Origin of the sequence: Dehalobacter restrictus DSM 9455 (genome assembly GCF_000512895.1) — a bacterium.
GTDB classification, from domain to species: domain Bacteria; phylum Bacillota; class Desulfitobacteriia; order Desulfitobacteriales; family Syntrophobotulaceae; genus Dehalobacter; species Dehalobacter restrictus.
In genome coordinates this window covers 585,791-608,007 of record NZ_CP007033.1, presented here as the reverse complement: position 1 = coordinate 608,007, position 22,217 = coordinate 585,791, and the positions used below count along the sequence as shown (strand labels likewise).

General features: G+C 47.6%; 17 protein-coding genes and 1 other annotated feature. Of the genes, 1 reads left to right on the top strand and 16 read right to left on the bottom strand.

All coding sequences use genetic code 11. The features are described 5' to 3' along the window. Positions 1–36 precede the first annotated feature (36 nt). The 11 genes from mtaB to spoIIP form a co-directional block, all read right to left on the bottom strand. Complete coding sequence (gene mtaB / locus DEHRE_RS02915; RefSeq protein WP_034362362.1) at positions 37–1,485, bottom strand: tRNA (N(6)-L-threonylcarbamoyladenosine(37)-C(2))-methylthiotransferase MtaB; 1,449 nt, start codon at positions 1,483–1,485, stop codon at positions 37–39. Between the two features lie 82 nt (positions 1,486–1,567). Next, positions 1,568–2,305: an RsmE family RNA methyltransferase gene (locus tag DEHRE_RS02910; protein ID WP_015044595.1), complete on the bottom strand. Its 738-nt coding sequence runs from the start codon at positions 2,303–2,305 to the stop codon at positions 1,568–1,570. A 22-nt stretch (positions 2,306–2,327) separates the two neighbouring features. Continuing rightward, positions 2,328–3,254, bottom strand: coding sequence for a 50S ribosomal protein L11 methyltransferase (gene prmA, locus DEHRE_RS02905; RefSeq protein ID WP_019226587.1), 927 nt, complete (start codon positions 3,252–3,254; stop codon positions 2,328–2,330). A gap of 44 nt (positions 3,255–3,298) precedes the next feature. Beyond that, positions 3,299–4,441, bottom strand: a complete 1,143-nt coding sequence (gene dnaJ / locus DEHRE_RS02900) for a molecular chaperone DnaJ (RefSeq protein WP_019226586.1) — start codon at positions 4,439–4,441, stop codon at positions 3,299–3,301. A 315-nt stretch (positions 4,442–4,756) separates the two neighbouring features. Further along, positions 4,757–6,616 (bottom strand): molecular chaperone DnaK, encoded by a 1,860-nt coding sequence (gene dnaK / locus DEHRE_RS02895; RefSeq protein WP_019226585.1) that lies wholly within the window; start codon positions 6,614–6,616, stop codon positions 4,757–4,759. Positions 6,617–6,707: 91 nt separating this feature from the next. Then, on the bottom strand, positions 6,708–7,283 hold the full coding sequence (grpE, locus tag DEHRE_RS02890) for a nucleotide exchange factor GrpE (RefSeq protein WP_019226584.1): 576 nt from the start codon (positions 7,281–7,283) through the stop codon (positions 6,708–6,710). 21 nt (positions 7,284–7,304) lie between these two features. Beyond that, complete coding sequence (gene hrcA, locus DEHRE_RS02885) at positions 7,305–8,354, bottom strand: heat-inducible transcriptional repressor HrcA (RefSeq protein WP_019226583.1); 1,050 nt, start codon at positions 8,352–8,354, stop codon at positions 7,305–7,307. A 158-nt stretch (positions 8,355–8,512) separates the two neighbouring features. Then, positions 8,513–9,850 (bottom strand): radical SAM family heme chaperone HemW, encoded by a 1,338-nt coding sequence (hemW, locus tag DEHRE_RS02880; RefSeq protein ID WP_019226582.1) that lies wholly within the window; start codon positions 9,848–9,850, stop codon positions 8,513–8,515. Between the two features lie 135 nt (positions 9,851–9,985). Then, on the bottom strand, positions 9,986–11,791 hold the full coding sequence (lepA, locus tag DEHRE_RS02875; RefSeq protein ID WP_019226581.1) for a translation elongation factor 4: 1,806 nt from the start codon (positions 11,789–11,791) through the stop codon (positions 9,986–9,988). Positions 11,792–11,914: 123 nt separating this feature from the next. Then, positions 11,915–13,474 carry a murein biosynthesis integral membrane protein MurJ gene (gene murJ / locus DEHRE_RS02870; protein WP_025205219.1) on the bottom strand — a complete coding sequence of 520 codons (1,560 nt, stop codon included), beginning with the start codon at positions 13,472–13,474 and terminating at the stop codon, positions 11,915–11,917. 55 nt (positions 13,475–13,529) lie between these two features. Then, on the bottom strand, positions 13,530–14,429 hold the full coding sequence (spoIIP, locus tag DEHRE_RS02865; RefSeq protein ID WP_242837018.1) for a stage II sporulation protein P: 900 nt from the start codon (positions 14,427–14,429) through the stop codon (positions 13,530–13,532). A 302-nt stretch (positions 14,430–14,731) separates the two neighbouring features. After that, positions 14,732–15,000: a binding site (T-box leader), on the top strand. Between the two features lie 97 nt (positions 15,001–15,097). Here spoIIP and ileS point away from each other — a divergent pair. After that, on the top strand, positions 15,098–18,199 hold the full coding sequence (gene ileS / locus DEHRE_RS02860; RefSeq protein WP_019226578.1) for an isoleucine--tRNA ligase: 3,102 nt from the start codon (positions 15,098–15,100) through the stop codon (positions 18,197–18,199). Between the two features lie 91 nt (positions 18,200–18,290). Here the strand turns inward: ileS and DEHRE_RS14750 are convergent, their stop codons facing one another. The 5 genes from DEHRE_RS14750 to DEHRE_RS02840 form a co-directional block, all read right to left on the bottom strand. Continuing rightward, a complete protein-coding gene (locus DEHRE_RS14750; protein WP_156804699.1) occupies positions 18,291–18,473 on the bottom strand; it encodes a hypothetical protein in 183 nt (60 codons plus the stop codon). Between the two features lie 193 nt (positions 18,474–18,666). After that, positions 18,667–19,386, bottom strand: coding sequence for an ABC transporter ATP-binding protein (locus tag DEHRE_RS02855; RefSeq protein WP_019226577.1), 720 nt, complete (start codon positions 19,384–19,386; stop codon positions 18,667–18,669). Continuing rightward, positions 19,379–20,146, bottom strand: a complete 768-nt coding sequence (locus tag DEHRE_RS02850; RefSeq protein WP_019226576.1) for an ABC transporter ATP-binding protein — start codon at positions 20,144–20,146, stop codon at positions 19,379–19,381. Before DEHRE_RS02850 ends, DEHRE_RS02855 begins: the two co-directional genes overlap by 8 nt. Positions 20,147–20,226: 80 nt before the next feature. Beyond that, entirely contained in the window at positions 20,227–21,222 is a 996-nt protein-coding gene (locus DEHRE_RS02845; protein WP_025205218.1) for a branched-chain amino acid ABC transporter permease, read from the bottom strand. A gap of 85 nt (positions 21,223–21,307) precedes the next feature. Further along, the gene (locus DEHRE_RS02840) at positions 21,308–22,183 is read right to left on the bottom strand and encodes a branched-chain amino acid ABC transporter permease (protein WP_019226574.1); all 876 of its coding nucleotides are present in this window, start codon (positions 22,181–22,183) and stop codon (positions 21,308–21,310) included. Between the last annotated feature and the right edge of the window lie 34 nt (positions 22,184–22,217).

Genomic DNA, 22,217 nt, shown 5'->3' with positions numbered 1-22,217 from the left:
TATTAGAAGATTAAACACCATTTGACAAATTGTGCTTTATTCAGCTTCATTGATTTCTCTGCTAGCAGCGTTTCCCGGGACAGAAACCAGATCCTCCTCACGGACAGTATAAGTGATGAGATTGCTCTCAGCCAGGATGGACGGAATTCGAAGTTCCAGATAATTTCGGGTATGTCCGCGGGCTCTTCCGTCTTGATCCACATTCTCCAAAAGTACTTCAAGCTGTTTTCCAATAAATTTTCTCTCGTATTTTCTTCGGCTCTTTTGACCGATCTGAATCAGTTCCCTGACCCTGGCTGTTTTGATACGGTTGGGTATCTGCTCCGGCATATCCGCCGCGGGCGTACCGGGCCTCCGGGAATAAGGGAAAACATGAATACCGGAAAATTCGCAGCTCTCAATAAAACGCAGGCCGTCCTGATAATCCTGATCTGTTTCTCCGGGAAAGCCGACCATAATATCGGTGGCGATTGCCGCGTCTGGAACTCTGGCCCTTATCTGCTTCAGCAAAGCAGCATAATCCTCTATCGTATAAGGTCTGTTCATTTTTCCCAGGATCTTGTTGGAACCGCTCTGAAGCGGAATATGGAAATGGGGGCATACTGCTGCATTGGCAGCAATAACCTCCAGTAATTCCAGCGAAAACTCCATCGGTTCAATCGAGCCAAGCCGGAGTCTCTTCATCCCCGGAAGTTTCACCAGCTCACTGACCAGAAGTCCCAGATTCATATTCTTATCGGCAAAGTCCCTGCCAAAGGCGCCGATATGAATACCGGTCAGTACAATTTCCTTGTATCCTGCCTTCAGAAGTTCCCTGGCCTCCCGGTAGACATTTTCAGGATCACGGCTACGTGACGGCCCCCTGGTATAGGGTACGATGCAGTATGTACAAAACTGGCTGCAGCCATCCTGAATCTTCAGCATGGCCCGTGTCCGGCTCTCACTTTTGATCAGCGGAAGCTCTTCATATTTCACGCTTTCCTCAAAACTTTTGACCTTTCGGAGAGGTTTTAAAGATTCGGCCGGCTTCTTTGCTGAAGCACCAGCAGTACGTTCGTCCTGAATATCGCGTAAAAACTGAAGCAGGGAACTCCGGTCCTGAGTTCCCATGATCAGACCAACTCCATCGATCCCTGCAACCTCATCAGGACTTAGCTGGGCATAGCAGCCCATGACAGCGATGATCGCCCCCGGATGATCCTTGACCATCTTACGGATGAGCTTGCGGGATTTCATGCTCCCTGTACCGGTTACGGTGCAGGTATTAATAATGATCACGTCGGCAGAATCAGCCTCCTGGACGGTCTTATAACCTTCACCGGCCAGCAGCTGAGAAAGTGCTTCGCTTTCAGTCTGGTTGACCTTGCAGCCAAGCGTCAGAAAACTTACCTTCAAGCCTTCTGCGTTTTTCATGTTTTCGGTTATCATCTGCTTATCTTCTTTATTCATACGCTTGGCTTCTTTTCCTCTTAACAAATACAACATCCATCAAATAACTGCCCAAATAGAAAATATAAAAATTCTTCTGGCTTATGAACTAACATAAATGACCATATGATCAAAGCATCTATCCAAGATCGCCGAAGTAAGCGAGAGCCATTACAAGGGCTGCCAGAGCTGCCGTCTCTGTCCGCAGAATACGTGGTCCCAAAGAGACACTCCTGGCCTGGAGTTTTTCCTCGGCCCAGGCCACCTCTTCCGGCGCAAAGCCCCCTTCGGCCCCGATAAGCACGGCAATCGGGTATCTGGGTTCATATCCCTGAAGCACTTCCTTTAAGGAGTGCGTCTTTTCATCTTCATAAGGAATCAGCCACTGCGTCTCTGCCGGCAGCAGTCCCTTCAGTTGCGTCCAATCGGCTACTTCCATAATTTCCGGTTCGATAACCCGGTGAGATTGTTTCACAGCCTCAGCCGCGATTCTTTGCCAACGGACCACCCTGTCCCGTGCTTTAGCTCCTTCCAGTTGCAGGACAGACCGTTTCGTCCTTAAAGGGATAAGTCCGGCCATTCCGAGCTCAGTCCCTTTTTGGATGACCCACTCCATCTTTTCTCCCTTGGCCAGTCCCATGACAAGGTATACCCTTGCCTTTGCTTCCACGTCAGGGAATTCCTCTTCAACAATTCTGCAGCAGGCTGAGTCCCTGGCTAGTTCTTCAATGACCCCGACCCACTGACCGCCGGAATTATCAAAGCCCATGACTTTAGCGCCGCATTCAAGCCGCACCACATGAGTCAGGTGATGAAGTTCTTCTCCGGTTATGTTAAAAGTGTCCTTTTCGCGGGACGAGATTTTAAAACGGTGCATAGGATTCCCTCTCTCGATACACTCAAGTAAACGTAGCTTTCAGCAGTACCCAGCCTGCATCTTCAAGCCTTCCAATACAGTGGAGGCCTGCCGCATTCATTTTTTCCAGAACATTGTTTTCCCGGGTATCAATGATGCCGGAAGCAAGAAGGATACCCTCCGGTTTCATCAGCTGAGGCAGGGAAGGCAGGAGTTCAATGATTATATCCGCGATGATATTAGCGATGACGACATCAGCTTTCCCCGTAAAGACCTCACCGAGGTTTCCCGTTTTAACCTTAATTTTATCTTCCATGTGATTCAGCGCTGCATTTTGCCGCGCAATCCGCACAGCCAGGGAGTCAATGTCTCCGGCCTGGACGTTTGCCCCGAGCTTGGCGGCCGCCACAGCCAGGATCCCGGAGCCGGTGCCAATATCAAAGACGTCCGAACCTTCCTGAATATAGTCTTCCAGCGCCTCCAGGCAGAGAGCGGTTGTCGGATGGGTACCCGTCCCAAAAGCCATCCCGGGATCAATCTCAATGATGACCACCTGATCCTGCGTGTCCGCCTGTTCCCAGGTCGGTTTGATCAGGAAGCGTTTGCCGATTCGGACTGGTTTAAAGTATTGCTTCCATTCATTCTCCCAGTCTTCTTCCTTCACCATCACGGAATTCGTCTCCACCATCCAGTCCGGAAATAATTCCTTGAAAAGCAGAAGTTCTTCCCGTAAGGAGGCGATCCTGGGACTTAAGCTTTCATCCTCCGGGAAATAACCCTTGACCACACACTTTCCTGTTACTTCTAAATCCGCATAGATGTGATAATCCCAGATCCCGGATTCAACATACCCTTTAATCAGCTCAGGCGATTCGACAACCACACCCTTGCTGCCTATCCGATAAAAAAGATCGGTAACAGCCTCCTCTCCCTCAGATGATACTGTTACCGCTATCTCAGTCCAATTCATTGCAAACTCCCTTTTCTCAGATCTTATTCACCGTTAAACTGCAATTAACCGATAGCATCCCGGACATTATCCTTCACCTTGTCCCAAAGCGATTTTTTTCCAAGCTGCTGACCTTCGGTCGTTATTTTTCCAAATTCGCTGAGCAGCTCTTTCTGACGTTCCGTGAGTTTGGTAGGCGTTGCTACAATCACCCTGACATGCTGGTCACCGCACCCGCTGCCCCTCCGGTAAGGAACACCCATTCCTTTGACTCTGAAGACTTTCGATGTCTGGGTTCCTTCGGGTATCTTTATTTTGACATCTCCGTGAAGGGTAGGCACGTCGATTTCATCACCCAGGGCGGCCTGAACAAAAGTGATCGGAATTTCAACGTAGATATCATTGCCGTTTCTCTGGAAGAATTCATCCTTCTTAACGAGCAGAACAACATATAGGTCTCCGGACGGTCCTCCTCTTTCTCCAGCCTCGCCATAACCGCTGTAACGCAGACTTAATCCATCCTCAGTGCCTGCCGGGATATTGACTTCGATCTTTTTAACTTCTTTCACTTTACCCTTGCCGTTGCATTTGCTGCACGGAGAGCTGATCATTGTCCCTTTTCCGCCACAAGCAACACAAGTCTTGGTCGTAGCGATCTGCCCAAACGGTGTACGCTGAGTTGCCCTGATTTGCCCAGTACCGCCGCATTGTGAACATGTGGTCGGATTCGTGCCGGGAGCCGCGCCGCTTCCTCCGCACTCGGTACAGTATACTGAGACCGGAACTTCGATCTGCTTCTTCATGCCAAAGGCAGCTTCATGCAGCGTGATGGACAGATCATATCTCAAATCGGCGCCTTTCACCGGGCCTTTTCTTCTGGAACCTCCGCCCATACCACCGCCGAAAAACATTTCAAAAACATCTCCAAGGCCGAAATCAGCAAAATCAGAGAAATCGCCAAATCCTCCAAAGCCCTGTCCGTTAAAGTCCACCCCGGAGTGGCCATATTGGTCATATTTTGCTTTCTTATCCGGATCGCTCAATACCGCATAAGCCTCGGTAGCTTCCTTAAAGCGTTCTTCCGCTTGCTTATCTCCCGGTTTGACATCGGGATGGTTTTCCTTTGCTATCTTCCTGTAAGCTTTTTTAATTTCATCCACGCTGGAAGATTTGCTGACACCCAGAACTTCATAGTAGTCGCGTTTCATAATTTAAGCCGAAACTCCTCCCTAAATATCAATACAAGACCGCATAAGACATAAATAAGACCTGCATTCCTCCGAATGCCGAAGCAGGTCCAAAGATACTACTGCACCCTTAGACCCTTTTGATTACCTATAGACTCTTTCTAATGTATCATTATACTACCATTATCATTAATATGTTAAGATTTAAGGCGCGTTGTACCGGTATTTAGCTTTGAGGCTAAATACCGGTACTTTTTGTGTTTCAACATCGTTATTATCTGCAGACTCTTCATGATTAATCGATTAAACAAATGATCTGATTAATACTGATTCTGTTTATTTATCCTTGTCCACTTCGGTATATTCAGCATCGACAACATTGTCATCTTCCTTGCCGGCTCCGGTATCCTGCTGTCCTGGATTTGGTCCTGCGTCAGGTCCCTGCGAACCTGCACCGGGTGCTCCCTGCTGTTGATACATTTTTTCCACAAACGGATAGAGGATTTTGGTCAGCGCTTCCGATTTTGCATTAATTTCCTGGACATTATCGCTGCCGGCCGTGGCTCTGAGTTCTTCAGCAGCCTTCTTGACCGCATCCCGCTCGGTGTCGTCGCCTTTGCCTTCAAAGTCCTTCAGGGTCTTTTCAGCCTGGTATGCCAGTGAATCTGCTTGATTTCTGGCATCAATCAGTTCTCTGGCCTGTTTGTCTTTCTCAGCATTGGCCTCGGCATCCTGACGCATCTTTTCAATTTCGTCTTTGCTTAAGCCGGTTGAAGCCGTGATGGTTACTTTCTGTTCGTTACCGGTTGCCATATCTTTCGCCGAAACGTGTACAATACCGTTTACGTCAATATCAAATTTGACTTCGATCTGCGGCACACCTCTTGGGGCAGGCGGAATTCCGGTAAGCTGGAAGCGGCCGAGTGTCTTATTGTAAGCAGCCATCTCGCGCTCACCCTGAAGCACATGGATATCTACCGAAGTCTGGCTGTCGGCTGCAGTCGAGAAGACTTGAGATTTGGTGGTCGGAATGGTCGTGTTCCGGTCAATGATCCTGGTGAATACACCGCCCAGGGTCTCAATCCCGAGGGAAAGCGGGGCAACGTCAACCAGAACAATATCTTTCATTTCACCGGCCAGAACCCCGCCCTGGATAGCCGCGCCGAGCGCAACGACTTCATCCGGGTTAACACCTTTATGTGGTTCCTTGCCACTAATTCTCTTAATGGCTTCCTGGACTGCAGGGATTCTGCTAGATCCCCCGACAAGAATCACCTGATCGATTTCGTTGAAGGAAAGTTTGGCATCTTCCATCGCTTGACGGGTAGGTCCCATTGTTTTTTCGATCAAATCTGCTACAAGCTCTTCAAATTTGGCGCGGGTGATATTCATATCCAGATGAAGCGGCCCTTCAGCAGACATTGTGATAAACGGCAGGTTAATATTAGTCTGGGCAACGCCGGAAAGCTCAATTTTGGCTTTTTCAGCAGCTTCCTTCAGACGCTGCAGGGCCATCCGGTCTTTGGCAAGATCAACACCGTTGCTCTTTTTAAATTCGGCAACAATGTAATCCATTAAACGCTGGTCAAAGTCGTCACCGCCGAGAAGGTTGTTCCCATTTGTCGCTTTAACTTCGACCATTCCCTGACTCAGTTCGAGGATCGAGACGTCAAATGTTCCGCCGCCAAGGTCGTAAACGAGTACGGTCTGGTCATGTTCTTTGTCAAGTCCATAAGCCAGTGCTGCTGCAGTAGGTTCGTTGATAATACGCAGAACTTCAAGACCGGCGATCGTGCCGGCATCTTTGGTAGCCTGACGCTGGGCGTCGGTAAAATACGCCGGAACGGTGATGACAGCCTGAGTGACTGAAGACCCCAGATAAGCTTCCGCATCAGCTTTGAGCTTCTGCAGGATCATTGCAGATACTTCCTGCGGTGTATAGGATTTATCCATCAAAGTCACTTTATAGTTAGTGCCCATATGACGCTTAATTGAACTAACCGTGTTGTCCGGATTGGAAACAGCCTGGCGTTTAGCCACCTGACCTACCAGTTTCTCGCCGTTCTTGGAGAAGCCGACGACTGAAGGTGTAATACGTGCTCCTTCAGGATTAGGGATTACAACAGGTTCACCACCTTCAAGTACTGCAACACAAGAGTTGGTGGTTCCTAAGTCAATACCAATTACTTTACCCATTTGATTTCCTCCTTGCAAATTCTCATATCGTATTTTTCGTTTCTTTCAACTCATATACTCTTTGATCAGACTGAGATTTAGCTTAATACTATCAGCCTGAAACTTTGACCCGGCTAGGCCTGATCACTTTATCCTTCAGATAATATCCCTTTTGAAGTTCTTCCAGAATCATATTCTCCGGCTGGTCGGATTCTTCTTTCAGCAGGGCTTCGTGGAGATTCGGATCAAATTCCTGGCCGACGGTTTCAATGATTCTGAGCCCCTCATCTTCCAGAACTTTCACAAACATTCTTTCGATCATTTCCACACCCTGGGATAATGCTTCAAAATCTTTGTTTTTTCGACTGGAAGCAATCGCTCTTTCAAAATTATCCAGGACCGGCAGCAGGGACTGAATGACCCTTTCCGAAGCATATCGGGCAGTGTCTTCTTTTTCCTTCTGAGTTCTTTTGCGGAAATTGTCAAATTCAGCTTTCAGTCTTTGCATCTGGGCATAATAGTCTTCCGCTTTGAACTTATGCTCTTCAATTTCCTCACGCAGGCGCTGCAAATGATCGACAGGATCAATCTCCTCAGTCAGGCATTCTTCATTCTCCTGCCCAATGTTCTGGTTTTCTTTATCTTCCTGAGCGTTTGCAGACGCTTGATTTGTTTTTTCTTTGTTCACGCAGTTGCCTCCCTTCTTGATCTAAGTCCGGGTCCTCCGGTGCCTCTCTGTCAGCAATTCGGTCAAGCTGTTTGTCATATAATCTACAATCGCAATCGCTTTGCCGTAATCCATTCTGGTCGGACCCAAAACTCCCACTGAACCAATCTGTTTCCCGTTAATCTGGTAGGTTGCAGATATGATACTGCAATTTTTAAATACCTGATCAGCATTTTCCGCTCCGATCATGATACTTAATCCCTTTTGGTCATGACTTAGAAGCTCCTTCAGCTTATTGTTCTCCTCAAATACGGAAAAGAGACTTCGAACTTTATTGATATCCCTGAATTCAGGCTGATCAAGCATATTTAATGTCCCGCCAAGGTAGACCCGTTCTTCGGACTCTCCATCCTTATCATCAAACATTCTTTCCAAAATACCCATCATTCCATCAATAATGCGGCGTTTTCTGGAAAGCTCGCTGTATATTTCGTTGATCAGGCCTTTTTTCAAATCCTGTACCCTGGTTCCGCTCATTTTCTGGTTGAAAATATTCGCCAGAATCTGAAGTTCCTCCGGGCTTGTATCCGAACCGATATCGACAATATTATTCTCTACCGAACCATTCTCTTTCACGGTCACCATGATGGCCTTCCCCTGCTCGTAGGGGAGAAAATACAAATTCTTTAGAATACCGTTTCGGCTTTTTGGTCCAAGTACAATACTGGTCAGGTTCGTCACCTGGGAAATAAGCTTTCCGGTGTATTCGATGACTTCCTGCACTTCGCTGAGTCTGCTGGTGATCTCCTGGTTGATATTTTTCTTTTCATCATGGTTCAGGCTCAAAGGGTCCATCAGATAATCGACATAATAGCGATAGCCTGAGTCGGAAGGAATCCTTCCTGCAGATGTATGGGGCTGTTCAATAAGTCCCAACTCTTCGAGATCTGCCATCTCATTGCGGATCGTCGCCGGAGACACCCCCAGCTCAAACTTTTTGGAAACGGTTCTGGAACCGACAGGCTCCGCGGTGGCAATATAATCCTGCACAATCGCTTTTAAAATCTTGTGTTTTCTTTCATCCATTTCCATCAAAGTGCCACCTCCGATTGATTTGTTAGCACTCTACTAAGGTGAGTGCTAATCATCTGAACATAATTTAGCATGATGGTAAAATAATGTCAAGAGGAATAATCATCGAATCGTGTACAATGTAGCTGCAATTCAGCTTAGATCATCGTTAAATTTAGCTACAAAATGAAATCCACCAGAACCGCATTGAGCACGAAAAAGCAGGCAGGGTTAATTTTCAACCTGCCTTCGGCAAGTCGGAAAATATCTCTATCAATATAGTTTTGCAAAATTTGTCCATAAATATCCTGAATTTCCGTTTGAAATTTTGCAGAAAATTCTGCGGTGTCGATTCCATCTGCCGTACGCAGCCCCAGCATCATAAATTCAGAGATCTGCTGCTCTCTGGTCAGTACTTCGGTTGCCGAAGGGTCCAAAGGTCTTTGTCCAGATTCCAATATCCGGGTATAACCGGCAATATCCTCTGGATTCCTGGTTCTAACGTTGTTCAGACATGAGACTGCCCCCGGTCCAAGACCTATATAATCCTGCCCTCGCCAATAAGACCGGTTATGTTTGCATTCAAAACCGGGCCTCGCAAAGTTGGAAACTTCATAGCGGCCATAGCCGCAGCTTTGAAGATAAGAAACCGCCCATTCGTACATATCGGCCTGCAAGTCGTCATCCGGCAGACGATCCAGGCGATTCCGGCTGTTCAAGCCATCCAAGGTTTCCTTGCAGTCCGGACTGCCTGCCTGACTGTATGCATATTCTTTATGCAGCGGGGTATCTTCCTCAAGCGTAAGTGCATAGAGTGAAAGGTGTTCAGGCGACAATGCGATGGCCTGGCGAAGCGTATCCTGCCAATCTCCCATTCTCTGTCCCGGAAGTCCAAAAATCAGGTCAAGGTTCAGGTTATCTATCCCCGATTGTCTGATAAGGGTGACGCTCCTGTGAATATCCTCCACGGTATGGATTCTGTCGATGCTTTTCAGCAGACGGTCATCAAAGCTCTGAGCGCCGAGCGATATCCGGTTGATCCCGTACGTCCGGCAGAGCATCAATTTCTCCCGGTCAAGTGTGCCGGGATTACACTCAATTGTTTTTTCTAGGACCTGACCGGTTCTGGAAGTATGGATACGGGGATCCCTTATCGGATCAGATAGTTCTGTCGAGTCTGTCCGGCTCAGGGCCTTAAAATAATACCGGTAAATCAGATTCAGCAGCCGATCAAGCTGACTGGCATTCAGAACTGTGGGCGTTCCGCCCCCAATAAAAAGAGAAGAAACCCCCTGGGAGGCTTCCTTAGCTCGCAACTCAAGCTCCCGCTCCAGTCCGCGCAAATAGACGAAGACCAAATCGGAGGCCGGGTCTGATAATAACATATGGTCAGCCCCATCTACGCTACCGAATATTTTACTGTCTGCGATAATGGGAGCAGTATAAGGTACCGAATAGAATGCGCAGTAGGAACATTTTTTTACACAAAACGGAACATGAACATATAAAGAAGTCATACGAATCACCTAATACAGCGATTTTTAATATTTACGTTCCCAAGCTGCAGACTAAGTCACCGTAATGGATGTCCAGCGCCAAGCGGAGCACAGCGCAGGAGGTGCTGCCTTGGGTCTAACCCGAGCAAAGTAAAATTAATCGTCCATCTTGAGCACTGCCATGAAAGCGTCCTGGGGTATTTCCACACTGCCGACTTGTTTCATGCGTTTCTTGCCTTCTTTTTGCTTTTCCAGCAGTTTGCGTTTCCGGGAAATGTCACCACCGTAGCATTTGGCCAGAACATCTTTGCGCATAGCCCGGATATTCTCCCTGGCAATGACCTTGGCACCGATCACGGCCTGAACAGGTATCTCAAACATCTGCCGCGGAATCAGGCTGCGCAGCTTTTCAACAAGTTTGCGTCCACGAGAATATGCTTTGTCTTTATGGACAATGAAGGAGAGTGCATCAACAATTTCAGCGTTCAGCATGATATCGAGTTTCACAAGATCCGCTTCCTTGTATCCGATCAGTTCATAGTCCAGAGACGCATACCCTTTGGTCCGGGATTTAAGCTGATCAAAATAATCATATACAATTTCGCTTAACGGAAGCTCATAATAGAGACTTACGCGCGAAGCGGTGATGTAATCCATGTTCAGGAACGTACCCCTTTTCTCCTGGTTCAGTTCCATGATGGTGCCTACGTACTCGGAGGGTACCATAATCGTAGCCTTGACCACAGGCTCTTCAATCGATTCGATCTTTCCTTCAGGCGGCAGAAGCGCAGGGTTATCGATAAAGACCTGTTCCTTGGCTGTGGTATTTACTTTATAAACAACGCTCGGTGCGGTCGTAATAATACTGAGGCCAAATTCCCTCTCGAGTCTCTCCTGGATAATTTCCATGTGCAGGAGACCCAGGAAACCACAGCGAAAACCAAAACCCAGCGCTGCGGACGTTTCATTTTCATACATTAAACTCGCATCATTCAACTGAAGTTTCTCCAGCGCATCCTTCAGCCTGTCAAAGTCGGAAGTTTCAACCGGATAAAGGCCGCAAAAAACCATCGATACCGCTTTGCGGTAGCCCGACAGCGGTTCCGCCGCCGCATGGTCGTTATCCGTCACGGTATCCCCGACCCGGGTATCCCCGACATTCTTGATACTGCCCGCGATATAGCCAACCTGGCCTGCCCTCAGCTCATCGACAATCGTCATTCCTGGGGTAAAAACACCAACTTCGGTGATTTCAAACATTTTTCCGGTGGACATCATCCTGATGTTCGTTCCTTTGGAGACTTTACCGTCAAATAATCGAATATAAGGGATCGCACCTTTGTAGGAATCAAACTTTGAGTCAAAAATCAATGACTTTAAAGGTTCTTCATCATCGCCCTTAGGCGGAGGAATCCTCTGGACAATGGCTTCCAGGATCTCTTCGACCCCAATCCCCACTTTGGCCGATGCGAGGATCGCCTCACTCGCGTCAATCCCAATCACATCTTCAATCTCCTGTTTGACTCTGTCAGGTTCTGCGCTTGGCAGATCTATTTTATTAATAACCGGAATGATCTCCAGGTCATTTTCCAAAGCAAGATAGACGTTGGCAAGAGTCTGCGCCTCAATACCCTGGGCCGCATCGACCACCAACAAAGCCCCTTCGCAGGCAGCCAGACTCCGGGAAACTTCGTAAGAAAAGTCAACATGTCCGGGAGTATCGATCAGATTCAGCTCATAGACCTCTCCGTTTTTTGCCTTGTAGCGCAAACGAACTGCCTGCAATTTGATGGTAATACCACGCTCCCGTTCCAAATCCATGGAGTCGAGAACCTGCTCCTTGAGTTCCCGGGTGGACATGGTTCCGGTATACTCAATCAGCCGATCGGCAAGAGTAGATTTGCCGTGATCGATATGGGCAATGATCGAAAAATTTCTGATTTTAGATGAAGCGTTTGCCATGGATATTCTTCTCTCCCCGAATATAATGCCAGCATATCATTATACCAAACTACCGCCTTGAAAAGCAAGGCGGCTCCGGAATGCCGGGGGGACAGGGGGAGTCCTTTTGCCCCCCAGCCCTCCTTATTTGCGTCGTTTGATCAGCATCTCGATGGCCATTTGGTACTCTTCCATCTTCAGCAGACGGGCAACTATAAAAAACACGAGCATGCCTACGAGTGCTCCGCTGATTAAAACAATCGTCGATCCCATTTTGCCAATTCCGACCCAAAGGGTCAGCAGATTCGCCCAAATCATGACGACAGCTGCCATGGCCAAAGCGGCTGCCAGTGTTTTACTAAACACGGCTGCGATTCTGCGCCCGTCAATTTTGCCGAGTTTGCGGCGCAGTACGATAAACAGCAGGAGCATCTGCATAATGGCTCCGAGGGTTACAGCCAGGGCCAAGCCGCCGCAAGCCAAAGGCCCGACTAAAATGTACATCCAGATTATGCTGGCAGCCATGGCGATAAGACCAAGAATAACCGGAATCCAGGTGTTCTGCATCGCATAAAAAGCACGCGGCAGAATCTGAATAATAGCCTGAGCAGTGATCCCCAGCGAAAAATACAGCAGCGGCACAGCCATGATATCCGTATCCCCTGCACTGAATTCACCATGCTGGAACAGAACCCGAATCAAAGGGAAGCGCAGGACGACCATCCCAATGGATATCGGAACCGTAATAAAGATAATCAGACGAATTGCACTCGAGATCGTCTCCAGAAAGTCTTTGGCCTTTTTCAGAGCAGCCTGCTCTGTTAAGGTCGGAAAAACAGCGACACCGATGGCCAGCGCGAAGATGCCGACCGGGACCTGGAAAAGACGGTAAGAGTACCAGATCGCAGTCAAGCTTCCCGGATCAAGCGCAGAACCGAGGTTGGAATTCACAATGACCTGGAATTGATTCAAGGTGTACATGATAATCATCGGGACAGCCAAGACCATGATCTTCCGGACCCCGGGATGTTTCAAATCGATCATTGGATAGTAGCGGAAGCCAACCCTGCGCAGGGAAGGGACCTGGACAAGAAAATTTACCGTAGCGCCGATCACGACCCCAAACGCAAAACCGGAGATACTCCGGGCCTCACCGGAATTAGCAAAAAGCGCCCCAAATAGGATGACGCTGGCATTGTAAAGGACCGTCCCCAGCGCGGACGGCCAAAATATTTTGTACGAGTTCAGGATACCCATCGTAATCCCGCTCAAAGCCAGAATGACCGGCTGCAGCAGTAAGATGCGGGTAAGATAGATGGTAAGTTCCTTATTCGCCGGACTGAATCCGGGTACCTGCATCTCAATAAACTTCGGAGTCAGCAGCATGCCTGCGATAACCAGGATACAGAGCAGAAGAAATGTCGCATTGGTTACCGAGCTGACGACTTTCCATCCTTCTTTTTCCTTTTCTTTGGCAATATATTCGGATAGGACAGGGATAAAGGCAGCACTCAACACCCCTCCGACCAACAGCCAGTAGAGCAGGTCCGGAAGAATAAAAGCCGTATTATACGCATCTGTAGCCGCCGTTTTCCCAAACAGGCCTGCCATCAGGGATTCCCTGACAAAACCGAGAAGCCTGGAAACAAGGTTGGCAGCCATCATGAAGCCTGCCGCTTTCATCATTTTTTGATTGTTTGTCATAATGATGCTGAAGGACCTTTCTATATACAAAGAAATGCACTCACTGCAAATTATATCATTTACCGAGATATTCCTTCAATACTTCGGCTATCGGTCCGGCTGCAGCCTGTGCTTCCTCCAACGTGTTTAGCTGACTGCCAATTTCCAGCAGGATTGCTCCGTCCGTGAGATACTGGTTATAGCGTGCTTCTGAGGCATAGCGGATTTTCGGGAAAAACAGTCCCGGGTATTTTTTTTCCGCAATCTTAATAATTTCACGCGCAATTGCATCATTCTTTTCCCAGTTTTGATTTTTCTGACCGATCACAATCATGACTCTGGCACACTCCTGTCCGTTAATCTTTGCAGTATCTTTGCCCACCTGGGAAGGAAGTCCGTCCCGGTGAAGATCGATCAGCAAACGGGTTGTTGGGTTTTTCTCGAGCATTTTTTTTGCTGCGAGATAGGAATGATTGTAGGCCTGGATATAGACAGCATCATTAACCTCCTCGGAATGTGCCGTATTGATTCCTGCCTGGTTCAATTTTTCAGTCAATAGCTGTCCAATCTCCACAATATCTCCGTTTTCACCTCCAGCTGACCGGTCTGCACCGCCATCCCCCGAATAGGACTCTGCACTGTGGGTGTGATAGATGCTTACCAGGACATCCTGCGCACTTTTAATCGGTTCAGGATCATGATAAAACGGATTATCGAGGGGTTCGAGCAGTGGTCCCTCCATTTCAGGATCATTGGGATAATAGGCCCAGCCCAGCCAGGTCGGCCCTTCGGAAGGAGGTGCATAGAAACTTAAAAAATACGTCCGAGCGTCGGATATGTTGACTCCGGTCAGCAAATACATTCCGATCCCTGCAGCAGCATTCCGTGTATCACTGATATAGGTTCGTTGTGGATAAGACATCCCCGGGGCGCCTTCCAGAAGTATAAGCTCAAACGGAAAACTTTTTTCAGACAATATTTTTATGGTATACTGAAAACTATCGTTGGAAATGCAAAAGTAAACAGAAAATGCAAGCAGCGCCAAGAGTAGTATGACCCCAACAGCTTTCAGACGGGTATTCCAAAAAAACAGGATAATCTCCTCCTTTCCATAATTAGGAATATGAAGGACAAACCTGTCTTAGAACATTGAAATATCCTTAATATTTTACACCTGCATTAACGCTGAATTTATACAGTGCAGAATTTTTAAGATGTACTTGGCATTTTTGCATGGGATGTCATATAATAGATATAATTTGAAGACAATTCAAGTATCAAACAGCAAGGAATGGGACAGTAGCTTAAAAGGAAGTCCACAGAAAGCAATCAAATGCTGAGAGATTGCGTCCGACTTTCAAGTGAAAATCACCCGGGAGCTGAACTTCAGAAATATGTACCTTGTCACTGTCAAGTGATCAATTAACAGGGTTCCAGTAAGAAGTTTCGCCTGCCCTGCGTTAACGGGTAAGAGTGATGTGTTTGACGTAATTTCATGTACCTCAGACATATAATCAGGGTGGTACCGCGGTTTAGTCGTCCCTAAGTTATTCATACTTAGGGATTTTTACTTTTTTCATATGATAACTTGAGGGTTGACGAGGAACTAATTAGTCATTAATGAATTGATAAAGGAGAATCTCTATGAAAAAATTTAAATCTTTAGCTGAAAACCCCGTTGCTGGACGGGAAAAACAAATATCAGATTACTGGGATTCGATTGATATTCTGCAGAAGACAATCGAAAACCGCGAAGGCGCGGAACCGTTCGTGTTTTATGAGGGTCCGCCTACAGCCAACGGCAAGCCGGGTATTCACCATGTCATGGCGAGAACACTGAAGGATTCCGTCTGCCGGTATCAGAACATGAAAGGTTTTCAGGTCAAACGGAAGGCGGGATGGGATACGCACGGACTGCCGGTGGAAATCGAAGTTGAAAAACAGTTGAATCTTTCCGACAAACAAGGTATAGAAGCGTATGGGATCGCCCAGTTCAATGAAAAATGCCGCGACTCTGTGTTTACGTATGAAAAACAGTGGCGCGAAATGACGATCCGGATGGGTTATTCGATTGATCTGGATCATCCGTATATTACCCTGGATAACAATTATATTGAAAGTGTCTGGTGGATTCTGGACAAATTTTTCAGAGAAGGATATATGTACGAAGGTCACAAGATTCTTCCGTACTGCTCCAGATGTGGAACCGGACTTGCTTCCCACGAAGTCGCGCTGGGCTATAAAGAAATTAAAACGAATACAGTCATTGTCAAATTCAAACGCCAAGAATATGACGAGTATTTTCTGGCCTGGACGACCACACCATGGACCTTGCCCTCCAATGCTGCACTGACGGTAAGCCCGACCGAAACCTACGTCAAAGTCCGCAGCAATGATGAGATTTATTATCTATCGAAGACGCTTGCACCGAAAGTACTCGGCGACGATTATGAAGTCCTGCAGGAATTAAAAGGCACTGAGCTTGAATATATGGAGTATGAGCAGCTGATGCCGTTCTTAACCGCCGACAAAAAGGCTTTTTTTGTGACGACTGCCGATTATGTCACGACAGAGGACGGTACCGGGATCGTCCATACCGCACCCGCTTTTGGTGAAGACGATTATAACACCGGAAAGCGCTACAACCTGCCGGTTTTTCAACCGGTGGACGAATCGGGCAAATTTATCGCAACGCCTTGGAAGGATAGCTTTGTGATGGATGCCGACCTGGATATCATCAAGTGGCTGCATGCCGAGGGCAAACTGTTTAAAAAGGAAAAATTGGAGCATAATTACCCGCACTGCTGGCGCTGTCAGACCCCTCTGCTGTACTACGCCAAACCAAGCTGGTACATTGCGATGACCAAACTAAAAGATCAGCTTGTCGCCAATAACAAAACAGTTGAATGGTATCCCGACTTTGTCGGTGAAAAACGTTTTGGCAACTGGCTTGAAAATGTCAATGACTGGGCATTGTCCCGTAACCGCTACTGGGGGACTCCGCTGAATATCTGGCGCTGCGGATGCGGCCATACTGCTTCGGTCGGCTCCCGCAAAGAACTTGTGGAAAAAGCAATCGAAAAGATTGATGAAACCATCGAACTGCACCGACCTTACGTCGATGATGTTCATATCCGCTGTGAAAAGTGCGGCAAACCGATGACCCGGGTCAGTGAAGTCATTGACTGCTGGTTTGACAGCGGCGCGATGCCCTATGCTCAGCATCATTATCCGTTTGAAAACAAAGAGAACTTCCATGAACTGTTCCCGGCTGATTTTATCTGTGAAGGGATCGATCAGACCCGCGGCTGGTTCTACTCCCTGCTCGCGATCTCGACCTTTGTGATGGGCCGTTCCCCGTATAAGCGGGTTCTGGTCAACGATCTGGTTTTAGACAAGCAGGGACAGAAAATGTCCAAATCCAAAGGCAACACGGTAGACCCGTTTGAACTGTTTGACCAGTACGGTGCCGACACGCTCAGATGGTATTTGCTTTATGTGTCTCCGGCCTGGACACCTAAACGCTTTGACATCGAAGGCCTTAAGGAAGTCCAGAGCAAGTTCTTCGGGACACTCCGCAACGTCTATACCTTTTTTGCGCTCTATGCGAATACCGATGAGGTCGACCCGAGAGATTTCTTTATCGAATACAAAAAGCGGCCGGAGCTCGACAGGTGGATCCTCTCCAAATATCACGCCCTGCTCAATGACGTTGAAACCAATCTCGCTGTCTATGATCTGACTAAAGCGGTCCGAAAAATACAAGAATTTGTCAGCGAGGACCTCTCCAACTGGTATATCCGGCGATCCCGCCGCAGATTCTGGGATTCCGGCCTATCGGACGACAAGAAGGCCGTCTATAACACCACGTATGAAATCCTGGTCGGCATCGCCAAAATCTCAGCACCGTTCGCACCTTATCTGGCGGAAGAAATCTACCGTAACCTGACCGGTGAGACTTCGGTCCACCTGGCAGATTATCCGGAATATGTCTCGACTATGATCGATCAGAACGTCGAAAACAGAATGGATTTGGTCAGGAATTTAGTCACCCTCGGCAGATCTGCCCGGGAACAGGTCAGGATCAAAGTCCGTCAGCCGATCCAGCAAATCCTAGTTGACGGGAAATATGAAGTCCTGATCGCCGATTTAATTCCACTGATTCAGGAAGAGCTCAATGTAAAGGAAGTTATTTTTGCGAATAACTTAAGCGATTTTATGAATTTCATTCTGAAGCCAAACTTCAAAACTGCTGGACCCGTCTTCGGCTCGAAAATCAAACTCCTTGGCAAAGCACTGGAAAGCCTGGAGGCTTCAACGGCTGTGGCTGCCCTGGAGGCTGGAGAATCGCTCTCAGTGGATGTGGATGGAGAACAGCTAGATATCGTCAAGGACTATGTCATCGTGTCGATTTCCGCCAAAGAAGGGTTCACGGTCACAATGGAAAACAACCTGTTCGTTATTCTTGATACCACGCTGACCAGAGAGCTTATCGATGAAGGTCTGGCCAGAGAGCTCGTTTCCAAAGTCCAGCAGATGCGCAAGAGCAATGATTTTGAAATGATGGACCGCATCCGGATCTATTTCGATGGGGATGACCAAGTCACGAGTGCGATTCAAAGCTATCAAGAATACATCAAAGTAGAAACGCTCGCTGAAAGCATCGAAAAAACACCGAGTACCGCAGACCTGACTAAGGTGAACCTGAATGACCACGATACCGGCGTCAGGGTAGAACGGATCTAAATGCTTTGGCTCCGTTAAGCTGAATTTTTTAAAATAAGTAACCTTGAACTGAAATAATGCTGATAATAGTTAACACAGACCATCATTAGCATTATTTTTTTAAGCTGAGGCTAACGGCGTGGTGCCATCCGCTTTTCAGCTGTTGTGCCATCCATGGCACAAACAGCCGCGTTCCGCATCCAGCTCCACTTGGCGCGGACAGCACCATGCCGTTAATATCTCGTCCATTAAGCAATCCTGTAAAGAATTTGAGATCTAATTTTTCTGCTATCATTTATAAGTACCGCTATATACTGGCAGATGTCATTTACGCACTTAAAACACCGCTTCTTCAGTGTAGGAAAAACCAGACGAATATTTTTCAGAATCTTATACGAGATCAACGTAGTCCAGTCTGACATATTTTACGTTTCGGGGCGACAAAAACGAATCGTCAAAGAAGATCGAGATCCCGCATTATTGGCTGGTCACATCCGGGTCCGGCCCAGATAAGCTTCCTGAAGCAGAGAATCCGAGATTGCTTCTTTGGAGCTTCCGTGGTGAACAATTTTACCCCGCTCCATGACGAGTACACTGTCCGCCACTCTCAAGGCGGCTTTTGTATTTTGTTCGACCAGTACGACTGTGACGCCGGACTCTTTCATCCCGACCAGGATCGCCATGATCTCGCGTACGACAAGCGGGGCCAGCCCGATGGAAGGTTCGTCGAGCAGCAGCAGTGAGGGCCTGGCCATAAGGGCCCTGCCTATTGCCAGCATCTGCTGTAGACCACCGCTTAAAGAACCGGCCAAATCCTTTTCTCTTCCCTGCAGCAGAGGGAATAATTCCAAGACTTCCTCCACATCGTTTGGGATATCCGCCTTGTCCTGACGATAACGGTGAAAAGCCCCCATCATCAGGTTATCCATCACGCTTAGCCCGCTGAATATCTCTCTTTTCTCCGGTATAAGAGCAATACCGGCTCTGACGATTTTTTCCGGTGACTGGCCGGCTATTTTTTTGTTCTGAAAAATGATTTCTCCTGCAGCAGGCTTGTATAACCCCGCGAGAGTCCCTAGCAGGGTACTTTTGCCTGCACCATTGGCTCCAAGAACCGCCAGCAATTCTCCCTGCCTGACATTCAGGGATACATTTTTGAGCGCATGCACATAGCCATGATAAACATCGAGACCATTTACACTAAGCAATTTGCTCATCCTCTCCGAGATAGGCTTTGATCACTTCCGGGTGAGCCTGAATTTCTGCCGGGGTTCCCTGGGTGATCACCTCCCCGAAATTTAGGACAACAATCTCATCAGCAGCTTCCATGACCGTTTCCATATCATGTTCAATCATTATCATGGTCATACCCTGACTGCGAAGTTTTTTCAAATATTCTGTCAGGATTTCAGATTCAGCAGCATTTAATCCTGCAGCCGGTTCATCAAGCAGGATCAGTTTGGGCTGAGAAGCAAGGGCTCTGGCAATTTCCAACAGTCTTTGCTGTCCGAACGGCAAAACTGCTGCCGGCAAACCAGCTGACTCCGCTAAACCAACCTCTTCAAGCAGTTTCAGGGATTCAGCCCTGATTTTTTTTTCTTCGGTAGACCGTTCAGGGGAAGAAAGAAACGACTTGACAAAGCCCTTTTTCCCCTGCAGGTAAGCACCAGTCATAACATTTTCCAGCACGGTCATGCTGCCGAAAAGCTGCAGGTTCTGAAAAGTTCTGGTTACTCCAGCCTGAGCTGTCTTATACGGCTTCATTCCAGTGATCGTTTTTCCTTCCAATAACACTTCACCTTCATCCGGTTGATACGTTCCGGTAATCAAGTTAAAAATCGTCGTTTTTCCTGCCCCGTTAGGTCCTATAAGCGCTGTAATTTTTGCTTCTTCAACCCCAAAGCACACATGTTTGACAGCCATAATGCCGCCAAAATGTTTTGTAATTCTGTGTAACTCCAGAAGCATGGCCTTTTCCCTCCTTCTATAGGATTGATACTCAATCTATAATTCTTATTTCATATTTGAATCATCGTTCTGTATATAGGTTAATTGACTTCATTTCCATCTTGAACCAGACTCTTTTTTGAACTTTGAAAGAATTCCCCGATACTGCTTAACCCCTGCGGACGGTATATCATGAGTGCAACCAGGATGATTCCGTAAATAATGATCTGGTATTCACCGCCGGCTCCGGGAACGATGAGCGGTATCAACTCTTTTAAGATCTCGTTTAAGGCCACGACGACCACAGCCCCAAGCAAAGGCCCCCAAAAGGTACCCAGGCCGCCAATCACTGCCATCAGTACAAACTGGACGGAAGCATGAAAAGTAAATGGTGACGGACTGATAAAGGTCACATAAAAAGCATAAAGGCCCCCTGCCAAACCCGTAAGCAGCGCACTGAAAATAAAGGCCTGCAGCTTAAGCCTAATACAGTCAATACCGGCATTTTCTGCCGCATACTCACTCTCTCGGATCGCACATAAGGCCCTGCCTGTTCTGGAACGGACTAAATTTCGTATTCCCAGCAGTATCAGGACCAGAATGATCCAGATCAGGATATAAAATTTCCTGTCACTGTTTAAAATAAGACTGCCAATGCCCAGATGCGGAATACCGCTGATCCCGGATGGCCCTCCGGTTATTTCTCCGCCTTCGGTAAATAATATATGGACTAAAATCCCAAAGCCGAGCGTCGCGAGGGCAAGGTATAGCTCGCGTAACTTAAGGGTCTGTCGGCCAATTAGGGCCGCAACAATTCCGGGAAGAAGAATTGCTGCCAGAAGGGCTAACAGTGACGGCCAATGAAAACGCGTGGTTAATATCGCGGCCGTATAAGCGCCTAAACCAAAAAACGCCGCATGACCGAACGACACCTGCCCCGCATAACCCATCAGCATTCCCAAGCCCTGGACAACGATCGCATACAGGCCGATAACAATCAGTGATCCATAAAGATAATTGCTGTTAAGCAGGAGCGGGATAATCAACAATACCAGCATGATGACAGCTCCGCTGAATTTAAATATAATCTTTTTCACCAAAGATACGCTCCTTACCATATGACGCTGTAAATCTTACTCAAAAGAAATCAAATCTATACCAAAAGGAAACCCTGTTTTAAGATTAAATTTTACGCTCGCTGATTGCACCCAGGATCCCTTCCGGCCTGATTAAAAGGACTGCAAGAAGAATCACAATAGAGATCGCATCATTCAACCCGGAGGAAATCAGTCCTGAACTGTAGGCTTCCAAAAGCCCCAGGATTAATCCCCCCAGAACAGCTCCGGATATACTGCCCAATCCGCCAATTGTTGCCGCGATAAAACCTTTGACGCCTAACATAAAACCCATATCATACGTGACCATCGTCACCGGTCCAATGCAGATTCCTGCGGCGGTAGCCAAAGCCCCTGAAAAAACAAATGCGGCTAGGGAAATCGTACTCAGATTGATCCCCTGCAGCTGGGCTCCGATGGGACTGAGGACGGAAGCTTTAACTGCTTTTCCCCAGTACGTCCGTCCAAAAAAAGTGTTGACACAGATCAGTGTTGCCGCTGCCAGCAAAAATACCCAGATACTCTGAGGATTGAGTGCCGCCCCGCCTGCCATGATTGGTCCACTAGCCGTAAAGGAGGGCAGAGAGTAGGTATCCGTTCCCCAGATCAGAAGGGCCAGTCCCCTTAAGGATATCGAAATACCAATTGTAATGATCAGCATCGTCAGGCTGCTGGCTCCCCTGGCTTTGTTGACCGTCAGCCTTTCGAGTACCCCCGCCAACAAGGCGACAATAATGATGGCAAGAAGGGAGGCCGCTATTAGCGGCATCCCCATCGATTTGAAACTAACCGTCAAAAGTGCCCCGATAACCAGGAATTCCCCAAGGGCTAGATTTAATATGCCTGTTACTTTATAGGTAATGACCAGGATAAGGGCAATAATAGAATAAATACTTCCAAGCGTAAGCCCGCTGAATAATAGCTGCAGTAGTTGTTCTCCCATCAGGTTTCACTCCGTTACTGTAATTTTGCCCTCG

Excerpts from the sequence above, each read along its gene's own strand:
- mtaB (WP_034362362.1), bottom strand. The coding sequence starts at position 1,485 with ATGTTGTATTTGTTAAGAGGAAAAGAAGCCAAGCGTATGAATAAAGAA.
- DEHRE_RS02910 (WP_015044595.1), bottom strand. The coding sequence starts at position 2,305 with ATGCACCGTTTTAAAATCTCGTCCCGCGAAAAGGACACTTTTAACATA.
- prmA (WP_019226587.1), bottom strand. The coding sequence starts at position 3,254 with ATGAATTGGACTGAGATAGCGGTAACAGTATCATCTGAGGGAGAGGAG.
- dnaJ (WP_019226586.1), bottom strand. The coding sequence starts at position 4,441 with ATGAAACGCGACTACTATGAAGTTCTGGGTGTCAGCAAATCTTCCAGC.
- dnaK (WP_019226585.1), bottom strand. The coding sequence starts at position 6,616 with ATGGGTAAAGTAATTGGTATTGACTTAGGAACCACCAACTCTTGTGTT.
- hrcA (WP_019226583.1), bottom strand. The coding sequence starts at position 8,354 with ATGGAAATGGATGAAAGAAAACACAAGATTTTAAAAGCGATTGTGCAG.
- hemW (WP_019226582.1), bottom strand. The coding sequence starts at position 9,850 with ATGACTTCTTTATATGTTCATGTTCCGTTTTGTGTAAAAAAATGTTCC.
- lepA (WP_019226581.1), bottom strand. The coding sequence starts at position 11,791 with ATGGCAAACGCTTCATCTAAAATCAGAAATTTTTCGATCATTGCCCAT.
- murJ (WP_025205219.1), bottom strand. The coding sequence starts at position 13,474 with ATGACAAACAATCAAAAAATGATGAAAGCGGCAGGCTTCATGATGGCT.
- ileS (WP_019226578.1), top strand. The coding sequence starts at position 15,098 with ATGAAAAAATTTAAATCTTTAGCTGAAAACCCCGTTGCTGGACGGGAA.
- DEHRE_RS14750 (WP_156804699.1), bottom strand. The coding sequence starts at position 18,473 with ATGATAGCAGAAAAATTAGATCTCAAATTCTTTACAGGATTGCTTAAT.
- DEHRE_RS02850 (WP_019226576.1), bottom strand. The coding sequence starts at position 20,146 with ATGCTTCTGGAGTTACACAGAATTACAAAACATTTTGGCGGCATTATG.
- DEHRE_RS02840 (WP_019226574.1), bottom strand. The coding sequence starts at position 22,183 with ATGGGAGAACAACTACTGCAGCTATTATTCAGCGGGCTTACGCTTGGA.